The organism is Schlesneria paludicola DSM 18645 (assembly GCF_000255655.1).
Lineage (GTDB): Bacteria > Planctomycetota > Planctomycetia > Planctomycetales > Planctomycetaceae > Schlesneria > Schlesneria paludicola.
The window spans coordinates 3,211,024-3,228,481 of the sequence record NZ_JH636435.1 but is presented as its reverse complement, the minus strand read 5'-3'; the positions used below and the strand labels follow the sequence as shown (position 1 = coordinate 3,228,481).

At 55.8% G+C, this 17,458-nt stretch carries 12 protein-coding genes; 1 reads left to right on the top strand and 11 read right to left on the bottom strand.

Annotated features, from left to right (window positions below; all coding sequences use genetic code 11):
* Positions 1-41: 41 nt before the first annotated feature.
* The 11 genes from OSO_RS0131945 to OSO_RS0131880 form a co-directional block, all read right to left on the bottom strand.
* Positions 42-1,427 carry a sigma-54-dependent Fis family transcriptional regulator gene (locus OSO_RS0131945; protein WP_010586972.1) on the bottom strand — a complete coding sequence of 462 codons (1,386 nt, stop codon included), beginning with the start codon at positions 1,425-1,427 and terminating at the stop codon, positions 42-44.
* Between the two features lie 58 nt (positions 1,428-1,485).
* Entirely contained in the window at positions 1,486-1,917 is a 432-nt protein-coding gene (locus OSO_RS0131940; protein ID WP_040593478.1) for an ATP-binding protein, read from the bottom strand.
* Between the two features lie 212 nt (positions 1,918-2,129).
* Positions 2,130-2,486 (bottom strand): STAS domain-containing protein, encoded by a 357-nt coding sequence (locus OSO_RS0131935; RefSeq protein ID WP_010586970.1) that lies wholly within the window; start codon positions 2,484-2,486, stop codon positions 2,130-2,132.
* Positions 2,487-2,859: 373 nt separating this feature from the next.
* Positions 2,860-6,366, bottom strand: a complete 3,507-nt coding sequence (locus tag OSO_RS0131925; RefSeq protein ID WP_010586969.1) for a mechanosensitive ion channel domain-containing protein — start codon at positions 6,364-6,366, stop codon at positions 2,860-2,862.
* A gap of 518 nt (positions 6,367-6,884) precedes the next feature.
* A complete protein-coding gene (locus OSO_RS0131910) occupies positions 6,885-7,631 on the bottom strand; it encodes a 3-keto-disaccharide hydrolase (RefSeq protein ID WP_010586966.1) in 747 nt (248 codons plus the stop codon).
* Between the two features lie 77 nt (positions 7,632-7,708).
* Positions 7,709-8,905, bottom strand: coding sequence for a trans-sulfuration enzyme family protein (locus OSO_RS0131905; RefSeq protein WP_010586965.1), 1,197 nt, complete (start codon positions 8,903-8,905; stop codon positions 7,709-7,711).
* A gap of 209 nt (positions 8,906-9,114) precedes the next feature.
* Positions 9,115-9,600, bottom strand: coding sequence for an EVE domain-containing protein (locus tag OSO_RS0131900; RefSeq protein WP_029247695.1), 486 nt, complete (start codon positions 9,598-9,600; stop codon positions 9,115-9,117).
* 68 nt (positions 9,601-9,668) lie between these two features.
* Positions 9,669-10,115 (bottom strand): RbsD/FucU family protein, encoded by a 447-nt coding sequence (locus OSO_RS0131895; protein WP_010586963.1) that lies wholly within the window; start codon positions 10,113-10,115, stop codon positions 9,669-9,671.
* Between the two features lie 48 nt (positions 10,116-10,163).
* The gene (locus OSO_RS0131890) at positions 10,164-11,354 is read right to left on the bottom strand and encodes a glycine C-acetyltransferase (protein WP_010586962.1); all 1,191 of its coding nucleotides are present in this window, start codon (positions 11,352-11,354) and stop codon (positions 10,164-10,166) included.
* A 133-nt stretch (positions 11,355-11,487) separates the two neighbouring features.
* Positions 11,488-14,679, bottom strand: a complete 3,192-nt coding sequence (locus OSO_RS0131885) for a hypothetical protein (RefSeq protein WP_010586961.1) — start codon at positions 14,677-14,679, stop codon at positions 11,488-11,490.
* Between the two features lie 49 nt (positions 14,680-14,728).
* A complete protein-coding gene (locus OSO_RS0131880; protein ID WP_010586960.1) occupies positions 14,729-15,751 on the bottom strand; it encodes a KpsF/GutQ family sugar-phosphate isomerase in 1,023 nt (340 codons plus the stop codon).
* 542 nt (positions 15,752-16,293) lie between these two features.
* On the opposite strand from OSO_RS0131880, the gene OSO_RS51080 reads away from it, so the two are divergent.
* Entirely contained in the window at positions 16,294-16,587 is a 294-nt protein-coding gene (locus OSO_RS51080) for a DUF1580 domain-containing protein (RefSeq protein ID WP_157605571.1), read from the top strand.
* The last annotated feature ends 871 nt before the right edge of the window (positions 16,588-17,458 follow it).

Genomic DNA, 17,458 nt, shown 5'->3' with positions numbered 1-17,458 from the left:
GCGCGATCTGCGACACGTCACGGGGCGCACGGTGAATCGATTCAGGATTCGGCGTCGTCGTCGGAGTGTCCTTCGGTCAGGCCGAGTAATTCCATTCGGCGATAGAGGCGGGGGCGGGTAATTCCCAGTAATTCCGCGGCCTTCGCCCGGTTCTGATGGGCTTCGGCGAGTGCCAGTTCGATTTGTTCTCGCTCGACCTGAAGCAAAAGCGGGTCGAGCGGGACAACGCTCCGGCGTGGCGCCGGGCCGACGGCCTGCCGGTCAACTCCGGTGCGGAATCGAAAGGGCAAGTGCGCCGACTCGATGATCGTTCCCGTGCAGTTCTTGCGCGCTTCGATCACGACAGCACGCAGTTCACCGATGTTGCCCGGCCAATTGTAGCGACGAAACTGCTGCCAGACGTCATCCTCAAAACCGTTGATTTGGATCGGGTCACCACGATTGAGCTCTTCGAGAAAGTACTGCGCCAGGAGTTCCAGATCGTCGGAGCGATGGCGGAGTGGCGGGACCTCGACTTCGAGCGACGTTAGGGAAAAGTACAGTTCTTCGAGCAACTGTTCTGACTCGACGAACGATTGCAGTCGGGTGTGCGACGCGGTCATGATTCGGGGGCGTAAGGGATCTTTCGATTCAATCAATTCCAGCACAAGCCGCTGCAGATCGCGTGACAAGACGTCGACGTGGTTCAGATAGACGGCTCCCGGTCGAAACGCTTCTTCATTCGCGGCGGTGATCAGTCGTTCAAATGTCGATTGCAACTGATCGATCGGCAGCTTGCGGCAATCCAAGGGGACAAACGGTCGTTGGCCCGTGGAGCTGTTGTAGTGCACCCATCGTGCGAGGTGTTCGCGCCCCGATCCGGTTTCACCGGAAAAGTGCACGGTCACGCTCGACTGCTGTGCGAGTTTCAGTTGTCCCACGACGCGTCGGATGGCGGGACTGCGACCGATCAGTGATTCCTCTGTAAACATTTGTCGGATCGAGGCCCGTAGTTCGGCAAGTTCGCGATGCAGGCGCTGCGATTGCGAGACCGTTACCGGTTTCACGTGACTGGTTTCGATTTGAATGATTCCCAGCGCGGCTTGAACTTTGTGACCGGCATCCGTCAGTGGGTAGTAGTGGATGACACAGGAAACGGGAGTGAGTTCGCGGCGGGGTAAGAAAACGGGCACCGTTGTCGGCTGGCCTCGCCAAACGTCCGACGGGGCGGCCAATGATGCGAGGACGGCGCCAGGAAGGTGAATCTCGGTTTCGGTCACGAAGTCGCAGACCTGGCCCAGCACATCGCCCGGCGTCCAGCCTGTCAGTTGTTCGCACCCCACATTGAAGAACACGAGCCGTCGATGTGCGTTCAGGACGAACAGTGCGACCGAGGTGTCTTTCAACCAGACTTCCAGTCGTCGGGTCGTTCGAACGCGTTTGGTCATCCGCGGTGTCCTTGGTCCTGGCAACCTCGACAGCGGGCCGCTCAGGCTTGATGCTCCACTAGTTTGTGGGGGCGTGCTGCGGCAACTGCTTTTCGAGCACCACGAGATTTCCCTTGGGGCTGTACTCGATCCGGGACATGAATTCCCGCATCAACATCAGGCCGCGTCCGCTGGGACGCTCGAGGTTCTCATCGGCGGTCGGATCGGGGACGTCTTCCGGGCGAAATCCTGGGCCTTCGTCTTCAATTTCAACCCAGATCCCGGTTTCGTTCAGACGAAATCGGACATGGACCGATTTGTCGGGGCTCAGCTTGTTTCCATGCTTGATCGCATTGGTGACGGCTTCATCCAGTGACAAACGGATTCCAAAGCGGTCGCGGCTGGAAAAGCCGGCGCGATCGACGGCGGCCATGATTCGTCCGATGATTTCCTGTCCAGCCTCGTACTTACTCGGAATCGCAACATCGAATTGAACGTGGTCGGGGTTCACTTCGCAGGACTCTTCAACAAGCAAGGAAAGGGGAGATCGAGTGACATGGCAGCGAGAATTCGAATCTGCGGACACGATTGGCACCTGGCGACCTTAATCGCGGGCTGCTTCCGAACTTGAGTGGACACCGACGCCGATTGCCCACTCAAGAATTCGATTTCTCATCCGCCGCACTGTCAGTTGCTATCCGGCAACCCATCCAGCCGTGGCGATCAGAAGCCTTCCAGGGCTTCTTCCTGGGTACCCTTGATGTCGAAGATCTTATTGAGGCGTGTAATCTCGAAGACTTCGTAAATCTCTGGACGGATACTGCACAAACGTAGCTTGGTGCTCGCGGTTTTGGCTTTCTTGTCCATGATGATCAGCTTGCCGAGTGCTGCACTCGACAAATACTCGACATGTGTAAAATCGAGGATGATCTTCTTGCGGCCATCTTCGTCAATGAGCGCGAAGAGCTGGCTGCCGATCGTCTGGATATTTGCTTCGTCCAGAATTTTCTTGTCCACGAACGTCGCAATCGTGACTCCGTTGACTTCTTCGATATCGATTCGTCGTCGACTTGTTGACATGTCAAATTCCTGTCCAAGCCAAACCATCAAATTGAATGTGTTATGGCAATCTGAATCAAATCCGATGCGTCGAACTCAATTTACGCCGGTAGTTGCTTGCGATCATGTGAGTTGGCGGATGCGAAGTCAAGCCCCGTAAAAGGCCCAATCGCCGAGTGAGACGCGACTTAACCTTACGAATATCAATGTCCGCACATTCGTCACAACTGCGAGGTGCGCCCCTTCAATTCTGGCGCGGGCCGATGCGATTTCCAAGGACGAAAGCACGAATTTACGGTCGTTTCGGTGAATTCGTCACCGCGGAAATTCGCCACACGCTTCTGGCCGCAGATTGCGTTCCTCATAAAGGAAAACCGTGGCCCCGTCTTGATCATTATGCACGCCGAAAGGCACTGCTGAAGTCGGGTTGCAGTTGCTTCAGCGGCGTTCCACCTGGCGGCTGATGCGGGCTGGATGGAATTGGGGCATGCGCTTCATGGGGTTCCATATGAACGAAGACTTCGCTGGTCGGCCAAGACATCTCGATCCCTTCCGCTTTGAATCGCGAATGAATCGTCGTGCACAGCTCGTGAATCGTGGTCGCCCGTCCTTCAAGTGACGGTAAGAAGCCACGCACGGTGAACGTTAGCCCGCCGTTCAAGTCTTCCAGGGCGGCGGACGGGGCCGGGTCTTTCAGCAGTTGCGGCTGCTGCGATGCGATATCCAGCAGCAAACGTCGGACGCGCTGTGGATCGTTATCCTGGGCGACGACGACTTTCACGCCGACTCGATTTACGCGGTCACTCAGCGTCCAGTTCAGTAGCCGACCTGTGATAAATTCTTTATTGGGGACGATCAACTCTTTGCGGTCGCCATCCACGATTGTTGTCGCCCGGAAGCGGATCCGCGAAACCGTCCCCGTGGTGTCACTGATCGTAATGACGTCACCGACACGCATCGGACGTTCGAACAGCAGAATGATGCCCGACACAAAGTTGCCAAAGATTTCCTGAAGGCCAAAGCCAAGACCCACCGATGCCGCTGCGACCAGCCACTGGACGTTGCTCCACCCGATGCTGATTTGTGCGAAGGCGCACGAAACGCCCGTGATGAAGATGGCATACCGCACCAGGCATGTGGCGGCGAAGCGGATGCCCGCATCCACGGAAAGGTGCTCGAGCAGAATCACTTCGACGAGACCGGGAATGTTTCGGCCGGCCACAACGGCGATGGCAACAATCAAGGCCGCTAGTCCCAAGTCCGCGGCGGTGACTGGTTTGAGTCGCTGCACGGTCTGTGTCACCGGAGGCAGTTCCGGGTCTTTGGGGTCTTTGACGGATCGTGTTTCCTGAATGGTCGTTTGCCAAAGTGTGACGCGATCAAAAATGTTCAACGCGGGTGTGACATCCGACCAGACGATCCACATTCCAATCACGGCCAGCGTGATCAGGCCAGTGTCGAGCAACCTTCGCATCTGATTGACGATTTGAGTCAGGTTCAGGCGGAAGTCTGGCCAGTTCCAGCGCGGAAACAAGAATGCGTTGTGCCCAGCATTGCCCGGTTCGTGACTGGCCTCGGTCAGTGACTGCAGTTCTTCTTCCTGAAGGACGGCCATCCGGCGACGTTCAAGTGCAATCCATCGGCGGATCACCGACCGCACCAGAATCAATCCCACGACAAACCAAGCCGTTTGCTGCATGCGCCAAGTCAGTTGCAAGGCCGTGTAGAAGTAGCCGGTGACACCCAACGTCAATAATCCCAGGCAGGCACCGATCGCGAAGACAGGGGCGAATCGCCAGAATCGATCGGACCAGAGATCGGTATCGCTGACTGCGACACCTTCCGAGGTTGTGACACGGGTTCGTACGCGACGAACGGTCAGCAGGCTGAAGATGGCCGACAGGGCCGCGAACGCGAGAAATACCAGGCGTCCGAACGAGTCCAGCCGATGTTCGTTCGACGTTCCTTCGACCAGTCCAATCAGTCCGATGGCAACCACGCCGATGGGAAGAAACCAATTCAGGTTTCGCCGCCATCGATGAACCAGATTCATCGGCCAATCGAAATGGCGTTCGCCCAGTCCGCTGCGGATGCATACGACCCGCAGGACTTCCAGTGGAAACAAGAACGTCGCAGCGCGTTGAAGTCCCTGTGCCAGGGCATGGACAAACGGCGTCGTGGAAAGGCTGTGATCCAGTCGCCAGCCACAAAACAGGAACAGGCTGGGCCAGCAGCACGCCATCAGCATGGTCAGTGAAACCGCTTTCAAAGTCGGTGTCAGATCGCGGCAGACGATTTCGGAGGACAATTGCCCGTGGCGCTGCAGTGCATTCTTCAAGACCGTGCCGAACACAATCCAAAGGCAGACGAATGCCGCGAACGCCGACCAGAGAACCGGGTTCAGGTAGATGTCCATTGAGACGGTATCAAGCACCGGTTTCCAGGTTTTGGAATCCGAAATCCACTTGAATGCCGGCAACGTCTTGGCGAGATGATCTCGGCCGAAGACAGGACCCGTTCGAATCCAAAGGACTCGCTCATCGACGTAGTCAGCATAGTTTCTGGTCAAATCCAGCAATCCACGTTCGACGTTATCGAGTTCGATCAACTGCTTGAAATACTTGTTGTAGTCGGCATCCAGTCCCTTGCAGAGCTGGCGTTGTTCGACGAGAAGCTCACGCAGTCCGGCCGCTTTCAAGTCATCGTCTTTGTGTAGCTCGAATTCCTCCGTATGCTTCACGACGGCGGCATCCAGATCGAGCAGCGCCGCCTGATCCGCGTCGAGTTGGAAAAGCCGCATTCGCACTTCGCGAACGACCTCGGTACGTCGAGCCAAATTCGCCTTCATCGTGCGCGTGTTTCGCAGTTTGGCGCGTTGCTGGCGCAATAACAGGCCGATGGAGTCGGTCAGGCCCACGTCCGCGACCATTTTCTGGGTTCGCGAGAACTCCTTCTTGAGATCATCCAGCGCTGCGAAAGTGGCTTCACGTCCGCTTTCAATTTCGCGCAATTTGACTGTGACGTCACGTTGTTCTTTGGCGAATGTCACATTCTCTTCCGCGAGTAACTTTAACTCGGGACCGACCTTGTTGAGCATTTTTTCGGCATGTTGAACGCGCTGATCTGCTTCGTCTCCGCGTCGTTTGGCAAGTTCCTTTTGCAGGACATCCAACTCGCTTGTCTTCAATGCCAGCGATTTGGCTGCCAGTTCTTGCTGGACCTGCAAGAGATCGGACGCTTCGTTCGATTGCAGCCAGATTGATTCGGCCTGCATGGCTCGCCGTTCACTCTCGGCACGCTGTCGGCGTGCTTGAAGAAAGATGCGATGAGCCCAGATCACCCGTGGTGGGTCACTGGATGCGGCAAGCTCGCTGCGTTCGGCTTCGATCTCCTGAAGACGATCGTCAACCTCGGTCATTTCCTTGACCAGTTCCTCGGGTCGTACCCGCCGCTGTTCCGCTTGTTCCTCCAGTTCAGAAATCTGCTTGCGAAGTCCATTTTCCAAGTCATCAAGTTGCTGGACTCGCAAATCGACGAGATGTTGAAGTTCATCCAGATCGGCAACCTGGGCGATCGATGGATCAGCAGCAGTGGGCGATTCCGCAAGTTTTTTTTGGGTCGCCCGCAATGCGTCACTTAAGACCTGCACACGACTTTCAAAACCTTTGGCTTTCGCGAGATGCTCGTCGGCAATCTCCAGACGCTCGATGGCCGGCTCTAGATATTTGATGACCTCGTCACGGATGGCGGCCGGATATTCGCTGCTGGTTTTTTCCCGTTTGATTGTTTCTTTCAACGCATCAATTGTCAGCGCATCAGACTTCTTCGTGGTTTGCGCATCAAGGACCTGCAAACTACAAACAAGACTGATGCTACAAACAAGGATCGATCGCCAATTCATAGTTGCTTCCCTGCATCGTATCGGACGTTGCGTCCTGTTCGCGGCCACTTCGTTGTGATCGACGTTCGTAGGCCAGCGGCTCCGCCGGGTGGCCCAGGTGCTTTGACCAGACAAGTCTTCGCACATCGCACCCAGGCTCGTTGGCCCGCTCGTCGCGACGTTCTCGACGTGTCAATTTCGCTTTGATGATTCCCTGGTGGTCGACGGCATCAATTCACAAAATGTTTCTGATCCGGTTGGAATGGCCCGCGATCGTTCAGAATCAATCGAATCAAAAAGCGAGGTATGGCAGAAACTGCCGAAATGTGTCAACAGGACTCGCGCACGTTGAAGGATTCGCAGGAACGGGCAACGATTGTGAAGATGCGGATACTGTGGCGTTCGTGATGTAACATATTGTGGCATAATTGATTGTGAAAAATGTCTGAGTGCCATGAAAAGGGTCGCTGTGCGAATTCGATGAACCCGGACAGCGACCAAATTGCTTGCACACATGTAAGGCGATGCGTTCGCGGCAACTACTTCAATTCTTTGACACGAACGTTCCGGTAGCGGACGAACTGTTTTGTGTAGTCCCCGCCGCCGTGTACCTGCAGTGCGATGCTGCCAGTATCGGCGTGGCGTTTTTCAGTGTCGGTGAATTCCATGAATCGGACGCGATTGATCCAGGTTGTGATCTTCGGAGGATTGTGCTCGATCCTGGCTCGCAGTTCGTTCCATTCGCCATGCTTCCAGAATTCCGGCCAATCGGCTGGTTTGATCGGGCAGGGGATCAGCGAATCCTTCGTCTTGATCTTGGTAACCGCATCAAGGAAATCAAAGTTGCGATGGTGAATTCCGCCCGACAGGCCTTCGCCATAAATCCCGGCGAGATTCCCGTTGTCATGGTAGTCGATCATGTACTGGTAAGCCTGACCGCGTTCATTGCTGCGAAGGAACAGTCCGCTATCAGGCCCAAAATCGTTCTTCATCTCGACGATCACTTCGAAGTTTCCGAACTGCTTGTCGGTCAGGATGATTCCGCCATTGCCGGGAATGTCCTGAGATCCCACGATCGCACCATCTTCGAGCTTCCAGCGGCCACCGCTGGTGTGCATGCTAGCGTGACTGTGGCCGGTTTGAGTGCTCACATGCCATCCGGTGATGGATTTGCCGTCGAACAGCGTCTGAAAATCATCATCGCTGAGCTTTTCGCGGGGAAAATCGGCCGCGTGAATTGTGCCGCATGTCAGCACCAGCAACGCGAGAAGTCCAAAAGATCGCATGAGCAGGTTCTTTCTACAGGGATGACCGATCCAGATGACAGACGCTGTTCATCAATGTCATCTGATTTATGATCGATTCAGATCAGTTTCGCGAGTGCCTCGCCCAGTTCGCGCTGAAGATCGGCGGGATCTTCCAGGCCGATCGAAAGGCGTACCAGACCGTCGGTGATCCCGCATGCCGCGCGTTCGGCCGTCGTCATGAATTTGTGCGACGTTCCCGTGGGATACGAAAGTGTCGTGCGGGCGTCTGCCAGCGTCGGCGAAAACGGGATTCGATCACTCAGGGTCCGGAACAGGCAGTCAACAGCACCGCGTCCACCGGGTAAGTCGAACGCGAGCATGCCGCTGCAACCGTCGGGTAAGAGGCGACGAGCCCGCTCGTAGTGCGGGTGATCGGCGAGCCCAGGATAGATCACGCGTGAGACTTGCGGTTGTGCCGACAGGAACTGTGCCACGCTGTTTGCCGTTTGCGACACGCGCGCCATACGAAGGGGCAGCGTCCGTAACCCGCGATTGGCGAGCCAGCTTTCGAAGGGATTCGCGTTCACGCCGTAAAGACTCGACATGGCGCGGATTCGTCGCATCAGGCTGTCGGGGCCGACGACAACGCCCGCCATCACGTCGCCATGTCCGTTCAAGTACTTCGAGACGCTATGCCAAACCAGTGTTGCGCCATGTTCGATCGGCTTGAGCAGACAGGGGGTGGCGAAGGTATTGTCGACGAGCAGCGGGATCGCGCCCAGGATCCCGACAATCTCAGGCAGATCTGCGACTTCGAGCAGTGGATTCGAGATCGACTCGACGATGCACAGTTTTGTTTTGGAGGTGATTGCCGCTTTCAATGCGGCCAGGTCATCCAAATCGAAGTACGTGACCTGAAGGCCGAACGAATTCGCCAAATGGTTCAGCAATTGCCCCGTTCGGCCGTAGAGGACGCGTGCGGCCAAGACATGGTCACCCGACTTGACCATGGCCATCAAGACCGCTGTCAGAGCGCCCATTCCCGATGCGGTCACGACTCCCGATTCCGCGCCCTCCAGTTGGGCGACATCGCTCGCGAACGCTTCGTGATTCGGGTTTCCATCACGGGTGTAGATGTATCCCTTTTCCTGTCCCCCGACGACCGAATCGAGTTGCTCAAGCGATTCGATGTCGAATGCCGTCGTCATGTAGACCGGAGGGGCGCTCGTCCGTGTGGTGAAGTCCGACGACCAGCCACCGCGAGCCGTGATCGTCGACTGTGCGGCTGCGGGATCGATTGGTTTGTCTGTCATTGCTCAATGGCCTGATCGAGTGTGATAAACGGTCACGACACGGGGATTCGCTCGTTCGCAAACTCCTATGGATTTCCTCGTTTTTCCCTCGTTCCCAAACTCCCGTTTGGGAACGCTTCTTACGGCAGAAATGTCCACGTAGGGTTTTTCATCAGGTCGCCCTCCTGTTCGAGACGAGAAAACGCGAGAACAAAACTCCAACCATCACATCACTTCACTTCAATCAAATCTTTCACACCAGCCAGTCGGTGTACGGCTTGCCATTCTTCTGCAGTGACGGGTTGAATCGACAGCCGCATTCCACGTTTCATGACCAGCATCTTTGAGGTGACCGCGTCTTCGGCGAGCATGTCGCGAGTGACCGGTTCAGGGAACGTTTGTACCAGTTTCACATCCACCATAATCCAGCGCGGCTGATCGGCCTTGCTGGAGGGATCGTAGTATTTGCTTTCAGGATCAAACGCCGTGTGATCGGGATAGCCAGCTCTTACGACGGACATCGTTCCGAACACCCCCAGTGGTTCTTCGCGACTGTGATAGAACAGGACACGATCGCCGACTTTCACATCGTCGCGAAGAAAATTCCGTGCCTGATAATTGCGGACACCATCCCAGGGGGCGGTCTGCTTTTTTGCCTTCGCCAGATGCTCAATCGAAAAAGCCGATGGCTCGGATTTGAACAACCAGTATCGCACCGAATCCGGTGCTGTCGCCGCTTTTTTCATGGGATGCCGAGTCTTTGCTGAGAGAGATTCGAAAATGGTCAGTCCGTGCGGCAGCCCAGCGTCAGTAGGACGTTGGCCCACAACTGCTGATCGGCGGTCTGAATCGTCAGGACGTGATCGCGTGAGGCGACCGCGTCATAGAACTGCCACTTGTCGATCGGAGTCAGTTTCACATCGAGTCCCGCGGCCGAAACGATTCGGCGATAGTCCGTCCAGGCGGGGGGATCTCCCTTCAGGGCGTACGGATCGTCGGACGGGATTCCCATTGTGTTGATCTCGTCGACGGGAATGGCGGTGAGCAACGTTTCCAGGACTTGTGACACCGTGACCAGTCCGGGAGCGAGGTTCAGGCTGACCAGCCGCGCATTGGGGCCAATCGCTGTCGAAGCGGGATAGTTTCCGTCCGCGATCAACACTTTCGCGTGATGTCCGGCTCGTGCCAGAACTTCGGTAATCTCGGGGTGTAGCAAACGATGTTTCAGCATAGGGAGTGGCTCTGCGTGGTAATCTGACGAATCGCGTTTGTAGACGAATCACAAGCCAAGTTCATTTTTGACTTCGGTAAAGCATTTGACGGCAAATTCAAGGTCCTCGCGGGAGTGCGCGGCGGAGACCTGTGTGCGAATGCGGGCCTTGCCCAGCGGGACAACAGGGTAGCTGAACCCGATCACGTAAACTCCCTTGGCCAGCATCAATTCGGCGGCTTTCGTGGCGAGTGCGGCGTCGCCCAGCATGACCGGCGCGATGGGATGAGTCCCGGCGGGAATGGTGAAGCCGCGACTGGTCATCTCCGCGCGGAAGAAGGCCGTGTTTTCTGCCAGTTTGTCACGTAGTTCGGTGGATTGCGTCAGCAATTTGAGGGCTTCCACGGAACCGGCCGCAATCATGGGGGCGAGGGTGTTGGAAAACAAATAGGGACGCGAGCGTTGGCGCAGAAACTCGATGATACTTTTGCGTCCACTGGTATAACCGCCACTCGCACCGCCCAACGCCTTGCCGAGCGTTCCCGTCAGCAGATCGATGCGATCGATCACGCCGTGCAGTTCGTGGGTTCCGCGGCCGGTCGGGCCCGTGAAGCCGACGGCGTGCGAGTCGTCAACCATGACGAGCGCATCGTACTTGTCGGCCAATTCGCAGATCGCAGGCAGATTTGCGATCGTACCATCCATCGAAAATACGCCGTCAGTGGCAATCAATTTGAAACGTGCCTTTGCGGCGGCGGCTTCCTGAAGTCGCGCCTCCAGGTCGGTCATGTCGTTGTTCTTGTATCGGTAACGCTGTGACTTACACAGCCGCACGCCATCGATGATGCTGGCGTGATTCAATTCATCGGAAATCACGGCGTCTTCTGCACCCAGCAGCGTTTCGAACAGTCCGCCATTGGCGTCAAAGCACGATCCATACAGGATCGTGTCCTCGGTGCCCAAAAACGCGGACAACTGATCTTCAAGCTGCTTGTGAAGGACCTGTGTTCCGCAGATGAACCGAACCGACGCCAGTCCGTATCCCCACTGATCAAGCCCCCGCTGCGCCGCGGCGCGAATCGCAGGATGCTGCGCCAGGCCCAAATAATTGTTGGCACACAAGTTCAGCACGGGACGGCCATCGCCCACACGGATCAGCGTACCTTGCGGCGTCGAGATCACGCGTTCTTGTTTGTATGTTCCGGCTTTGCGGATTTCGTTCAGTTGCTGATCAAGGTGATGTTGAAACGATTGGTTCATGGCAGCACTTATGGAAAGCGGTGTTGAAACCCGGGCCAGCGAGCGACTCGGCTGATCATACCGCCTGCGACGGTAGACGACGACAAAGAGGTTGTCGAGCCATGCCGGCGACTCGGCGTACTGCGAGATTTCGTTACTGCGAAATCTGGCCTGATGAGGCCCGGTCGACGCGCAGAATCTGATGTTTGGGATCGGGGTTGAAGTGAATTTCCTGGCCCTGACCGCCTTGACGTCCGGCGCCGATCCCCGTCACGCGTGCATTCTGCCGACCCCGCGCGCGGAGAATGAAGAAGCCTTTGGAGCCGTCATAAATGATTTCGTCCGCAGACGCAGTAAAACTCTGGCCGTTCACCTGTCCTTCGACTTCGGCGTTGCCTCGTCCGATCAGTTCCAGATTCTTGGTGCTCGAGCGATCCGCTCCTTCCCGATTAATGACTTCCAGGCGATGGCAGTGCATGTTGCCGGCCATCGAAGGCAGGTGATCCGGATCGACACGCTCGTTCGGTGATTCCACAGGGCCGTACGTGACTTCAACGCGTTCCTCGATTGTGACGCTCTGGCGATTGGATTCGCCCTGATTGAGTCCGCTGAATGTTCCCATGAGCTGACCATTGAATTTGACGTGGGTGTAGTCCCAGGTCGTGACCTCGGTCGGAATAGGCCGGTTCGCCTGGATGGTCTCTCGAGCCGAAATTCCGCTATCGATTTGTTTGCGGCGCCAGGCATAAACGTTACCGGGGCCCGTGGCTTCGACCGCACCGGTGGCCAGTCGCAAAACAAACTCGCCGACATCGCCGCGGAAGACATCCGTCTGTTTGTTCTTGGCATAGATCGCGTGTTCAAACCAGACCTTGTCCTGGCAGCGGATTAAGTTGATCTCGGGAGTGGATTCGAGTTGTGCGTCTTGAAAGGAAAGACGTTTGGTCAGTTGGACGCCCATTTGTTCGCAGTGCATTTTGGCGAAACCCAGTTTTGCCACGATCGTGCCATAGAATCGCGCATTGAGTCCATCGAATTTCATGGATTCCTTCCAGCGGACTTCCAGTTCGCGCGAAGTCGCATCGTCGAGTCCGGGAAGCTTGGCATCGGCGGGAACAGGTAGCCACAATCGCCCCTTGCCCTCGACGCGTGCCAGGTTTGCAGCTCGGTCCAAGTGGATGTCGTGACCTTCGATTGTGAATCGTTCGTCCGCAATTTGTGCTGGTTCGCCAAGGACATGCGCGATGACATTCTGTTCCGATTCGGCTTCCAATTCGATCTGCTGACCGATGATCCTCAGTGGCTTTTCATTTGATGACTCGCTTTTTCTCGCGACTTGAACATCTTTGCCGCTGCAATGGACTACGAGATGCTCGAATTTCTGTGTACCAGGAATCAGCCTGACGTGACCTTCGATGCGATCCGCCGAGACTTCCCACGGTTCCTGGCTATCGAAGTTGTTTTTCTTGGTGGTCGCCCTTGGGGGTGCTGGAATGGTTGCGGAATCGAATGGAATGTCGACGGCCGGACCTAGTGAACGATCACTTTCGATGGGGACGTTCGCAAAGGCCTGTCGGTATGGTCCACGATTGGGGGCGGTTGTTGGAGCGGCTCGTGGCGGGGGATTTCTCTTCGCTATCTCAGAACGCTTGGCGGTGAAACCTGCGAGTCGCAGTTGATTACGAGATTCTCGATCGCGCCGCGCGGAGGATGCTCGGACCGGTTCGTCAAAAATCACATCCAATTCTCGCGTATTCAGTTCCATCTGCGGATGACGTAGTGCAACATCGCCAGTGGCAAACATCCGTTTGGGTTCCGGATTGGGCATCGTGGAGGATTGGTTCTGATTCGCGTTCATCGACGCGATGCCCATCTTGATCGGGGCGAGCCAGATTTTGATTTGTTCTGCACCCAGCCCGAATCTCTCTCCATACTGAACGAACTGGGCCTTCTCATCGAGTTCGATCAGATCAAACTGCGTAGCAGGGTCGAACGACTTGCGCAGCCGTTTTTCCCAGTTGGCGGTCATCGTGGGGTGCAACGTATTCTCGTCGAAGAACTCCAATTTTCCTGCGCCGAGGCAAACCAGTGATTCTAATTCGTTCGCTTCACTGAGACGGGCCTCGATTTCTGGGGAAAGCAATCTCGAGTCTTTACGCTGGACTTCCACAGCCCTTTGGCTGTTGAGGGATGTCATGGCGACGATTCGAGCGTCCGCATTGTAGCTCAGGGAAGTCATCTTGGCTTGAACCCCCTGCGACGTCGAATTCACGATCACCAGCGGGCCTTCGGCCGAGAACGAATTGAACTCCAGATCCGTTTCTGGTTTTTGATAGCCGGGATCGCTGGTCGGGGCGATGAATACGTCCGGCTCACTTTTTCCCGAGTTGTTGACGACGGGCGATTTGCGAGGACGAAACTTCATGGTCAGTGTTTCGCACGTCAGCCAATTGTCTGGCCGATCTCGCTTGTCCCGCATTTCTTCCGCGGATTTCTTTTTCACGCTCCAGGCACGCACGTCTTTGCTTAAGACGGCCGTGTTCGTTCTGAAGGAATAGACCATGTCGCTGGCGCAGCGAATGATTACCGGCGAGTACTGTGCCTGTTCCGGCGGGAGAAAAACCTTCAAGCTGACGAGGTGGTTTTTGGGAGAATTTCCGTTGGGGGCGGCAATCAACCGGATCGACTCGACCCCGCTGATGTGGGGACGATCCAATGTTGGCTTGCCTTCCCCGGCAATCAGCTTCATCTCCATGCGGCTGGCCGAACCTTCGTTCGACTGGAAGCGAAACGTGACGGGATTAAACGTCTGAAGCATCAGCGATTCTTCATCGAAGATGAAGCCACGTCCATTGATCTCGAGTCCGTTCGGGCCCAAGATATTGACATCCCCGATCAGTCTTGCGCGGACGACTCGTCCCGGCGTTGTGGAAACGGATTTGATATCGAGATTCGAGGCGAATTCCAGTTGCGCCGAATCGCTCGAAATCGAATACGCGGCTTCTTTGCCGTCTTCGCCCGTCGTTAACCAGACCATGGCAAAAGGACTGAATTGAATCTTCTTGCTGTTCTCTTCATCGGGCTTCCAATCGTCCGTGTAGATGTAGGCCTGATCGACGCGCAAAGTATGCTGCGCGTTTGCGGCCCACTTCTTTCGCGGCAGGTAGGATTCCGCGACGCGATTGGTGTCCGAGGGCAGTTCATCCTCGGCTCGCTCGTGATTTTCGATGTTCTGCTCGGGAGCAATCGGAATGACGACAATCGGTCGCATCGCGAGCGTATACAGCGCGTACAGCCCGGTCAGGCTGACTGCGGTCGCAAGCGTAAAGACCAATCGTTGAAACATGATGAACCAGTGATGACAAAGGCGGGTTCGGCGTCAGTGCGGTATTGCGTTAACTCGGCTTCGAGTCTTTGGCCAGTCCGACCACGTCGGTAATATCGACCATTCCCAGAGGACGCCGTTCGTCATCAATGACCGGCAATTCGCTGACATGCTTCGCGCCGAGCACCTGCAACGCTTCTTCCAGAATTGCATGCGGACCAACCGTCAGTGGTTGCTGCGTCATGACTTCCGAAATGGGGCGATCAATCTGATCGTCGCGTCGTTGTTCCAGCAGGCGAGCCAGATCGCTGTCGGTGAACAACCCCGCCAATCGGCCCTCGTCGTCGATCAGGATGACTGCTCCTGTGCGTCGACCTGGAAGTGATTTTTTCACGAAGACTTCGCGAATGGTGGCTGATTCGTGCGCGACGCGAACCTGATCCAGAGGACGCATGACGTCCTGCACCGAGGCCAGTCGGCGTCCCAGGCTTCCCCCGGGATGAAACGCGGCAAATTGCTGAGGTGTGAATTGCTTCATTTGGCTGAGTACGAGCGCCAGTGCATCGCCGAGCGCCAGCATGACCGTCGTACTGGTCGAAGGAGCTAACCCGTGAGCACCCGCCTCAATCAGTCGACCCATGCAAATTGTCACATCAGCCTGGGTTCCCAGCGTGCTCGTGTCGCAGGCCGTAATCGCAATGATGGGCTGTTCACGATTCCGGATGATGGGCAACAATCGAGTCAGTTCTTCGGTTTCGCCGCTGTTCGAAAACATCAGCCAGACATCGTCACAGCCCACGCAGCCCAGGTCGCCGTGCAAGGCTTCTGTCGGATGCAGAAAGTAGGCTCGCGTGCCGGTCGAAGACAGGGTGGCCGCGATCTTCTGACCGATCAGCCCGGCCTTGCCGATGCCGGTGACGATCACGCAGCCACGACAATTGGAAAGCAGCGTCAACGCATCACAAATGCGGGAATCGAGTTTCCGCGAGAGCTCGATCAGGGCCTCGCCCTCAAGACCAAGGATCGCCCGCGCCTCACGCAGTTGTTCGACGTGCGTATACGGAACGACCGAGCGTACAAATGAAGCGCTCATCGATAGCATCCTTGCAAAAACGAACTTAGCCATCCTGGCTTCGTTCAAAATAGGCAAATTCGCCGTCGAAAGCACCTATTTTGTAGAGTTTATCTGAAATCGGGTCTTGTGGCAATCTGTAACATTTTGTCACGAGAAATAACGACTTACGACAGTATTTCGACCACAATCCGGTATACCGGATTTGGGCTGATCGGGCTGGGTGGGGGCTGGAAAATCGCGCGCACTTGGCCATTCCGCCTGAACCGTCACCGCCCAGCAAGGCTTGAAGTGAGTTTCAGACGCAATCGCTCTTGATTTGCGGAATTGCATGTTGTCAAAAAACGTTAATCTTTACGGGTTAATCACTAATGGCATTGCTTGAAACGAGACTATTCACTTTTCTGTCGCGAGTTGTCACATTCACGCCCGAACTGTCAAACCGCGATCCTCTGAAACCCGCAACCAAGCCAGCGGGATCTGCGTTCCTCATTTGCTTGGTCACGTCAACGCTCTGCTCGGGTATCGAGCCAGTCGAGTCCCATCGAGGATGCGACCGTCGTATGTTGAATGAGAATCTGGTTTCGATTTCCTGTGCCGCCGATGAATTCCCTGGCGGCAAGATCTCCCGACAGACGCTTTACCGCCACGCCACGCGCGGCTCACGTGGGATCGTGCTGGAGTCCGTCCTTGTGGGTGGTAAGCGTCGAACGTCGACCGAAGCGATTGCTCGGTTTCTGACACGACTGAATTCCGAAGATCGGATCAGCCAAAGATCGAAGCCTGTCGAAACGCCGGACGAGATTTTGACGCGGTCACGCGCGGCCCGCTCAAAGTTGAAGGCGATGGGGATCTGAACGGCATGTTGTAGTTGCCCAAAAAAGGTTCGTGACGAGCAGGGGGGCGCGTGCGAACGTGTTTTTCGTTGGACTGGCTGGAACCAGTTCGGGCAAAGAGCACTCGCGACAGGTTGCAAAAGAGATCCTGATTCGATGCAGCGCGCCGAACTCCATTGCGGAGGCGTTCGCATCACATACCGGCCTCGTTAATGCAGTGAAAGACGATCCAACTCTTTTGGCGTTGCTGGACGAATCTGGCCGGTATCTGCGAGTTCAAGGCGGTAAGGCTGATGCACATCTTGCAATGATTCCAACGATCATGATGAGGCTCTATAGCTCGTCAAATTCGTGCTTCATGTCAGATCGGTACCCCATAAAGCACAGTAAGTTCTACTCCAATATTGCTAGACGGATTTTCTCGGCTTGAAATTAATTGCGCTTCAGAGATTGAAGAAACAAGTTCATGTGAGATTATTGATTGTAGTAAGAATATTTGGTTCGTCACCAGTTTCTGTGGGTGAGTAAGGATCGTTTGAAGATGAGCTGCGCTCAGGTTCGGCAAAAGGGTGTCGCCCCTTCCGCCATCGCCTTCGATCGCCACTGCAGGTGTGAGGGCGATGCGAAGGCGATGGCGGAAGGGGCTGAGCGAATCCTTTGATAGAAGGAATGCATCCTGTGATCCAGCGGTTACGATTTGAGTTACCACACTTAAAACGTCACCGGGACACACAGGATGCAATTGAAAACGATCCTCAACCACGTCGAGAAACACAAGTCATTTGTCTATGGAACCATCGCATTTTGCGGGAAAGGAGACGATTTGGCGATCGAGGTCAGTATTCAGAGCCGCCGAAACAGTCGCCCGATCTGCTCAGGTTGTGGTCGTCCA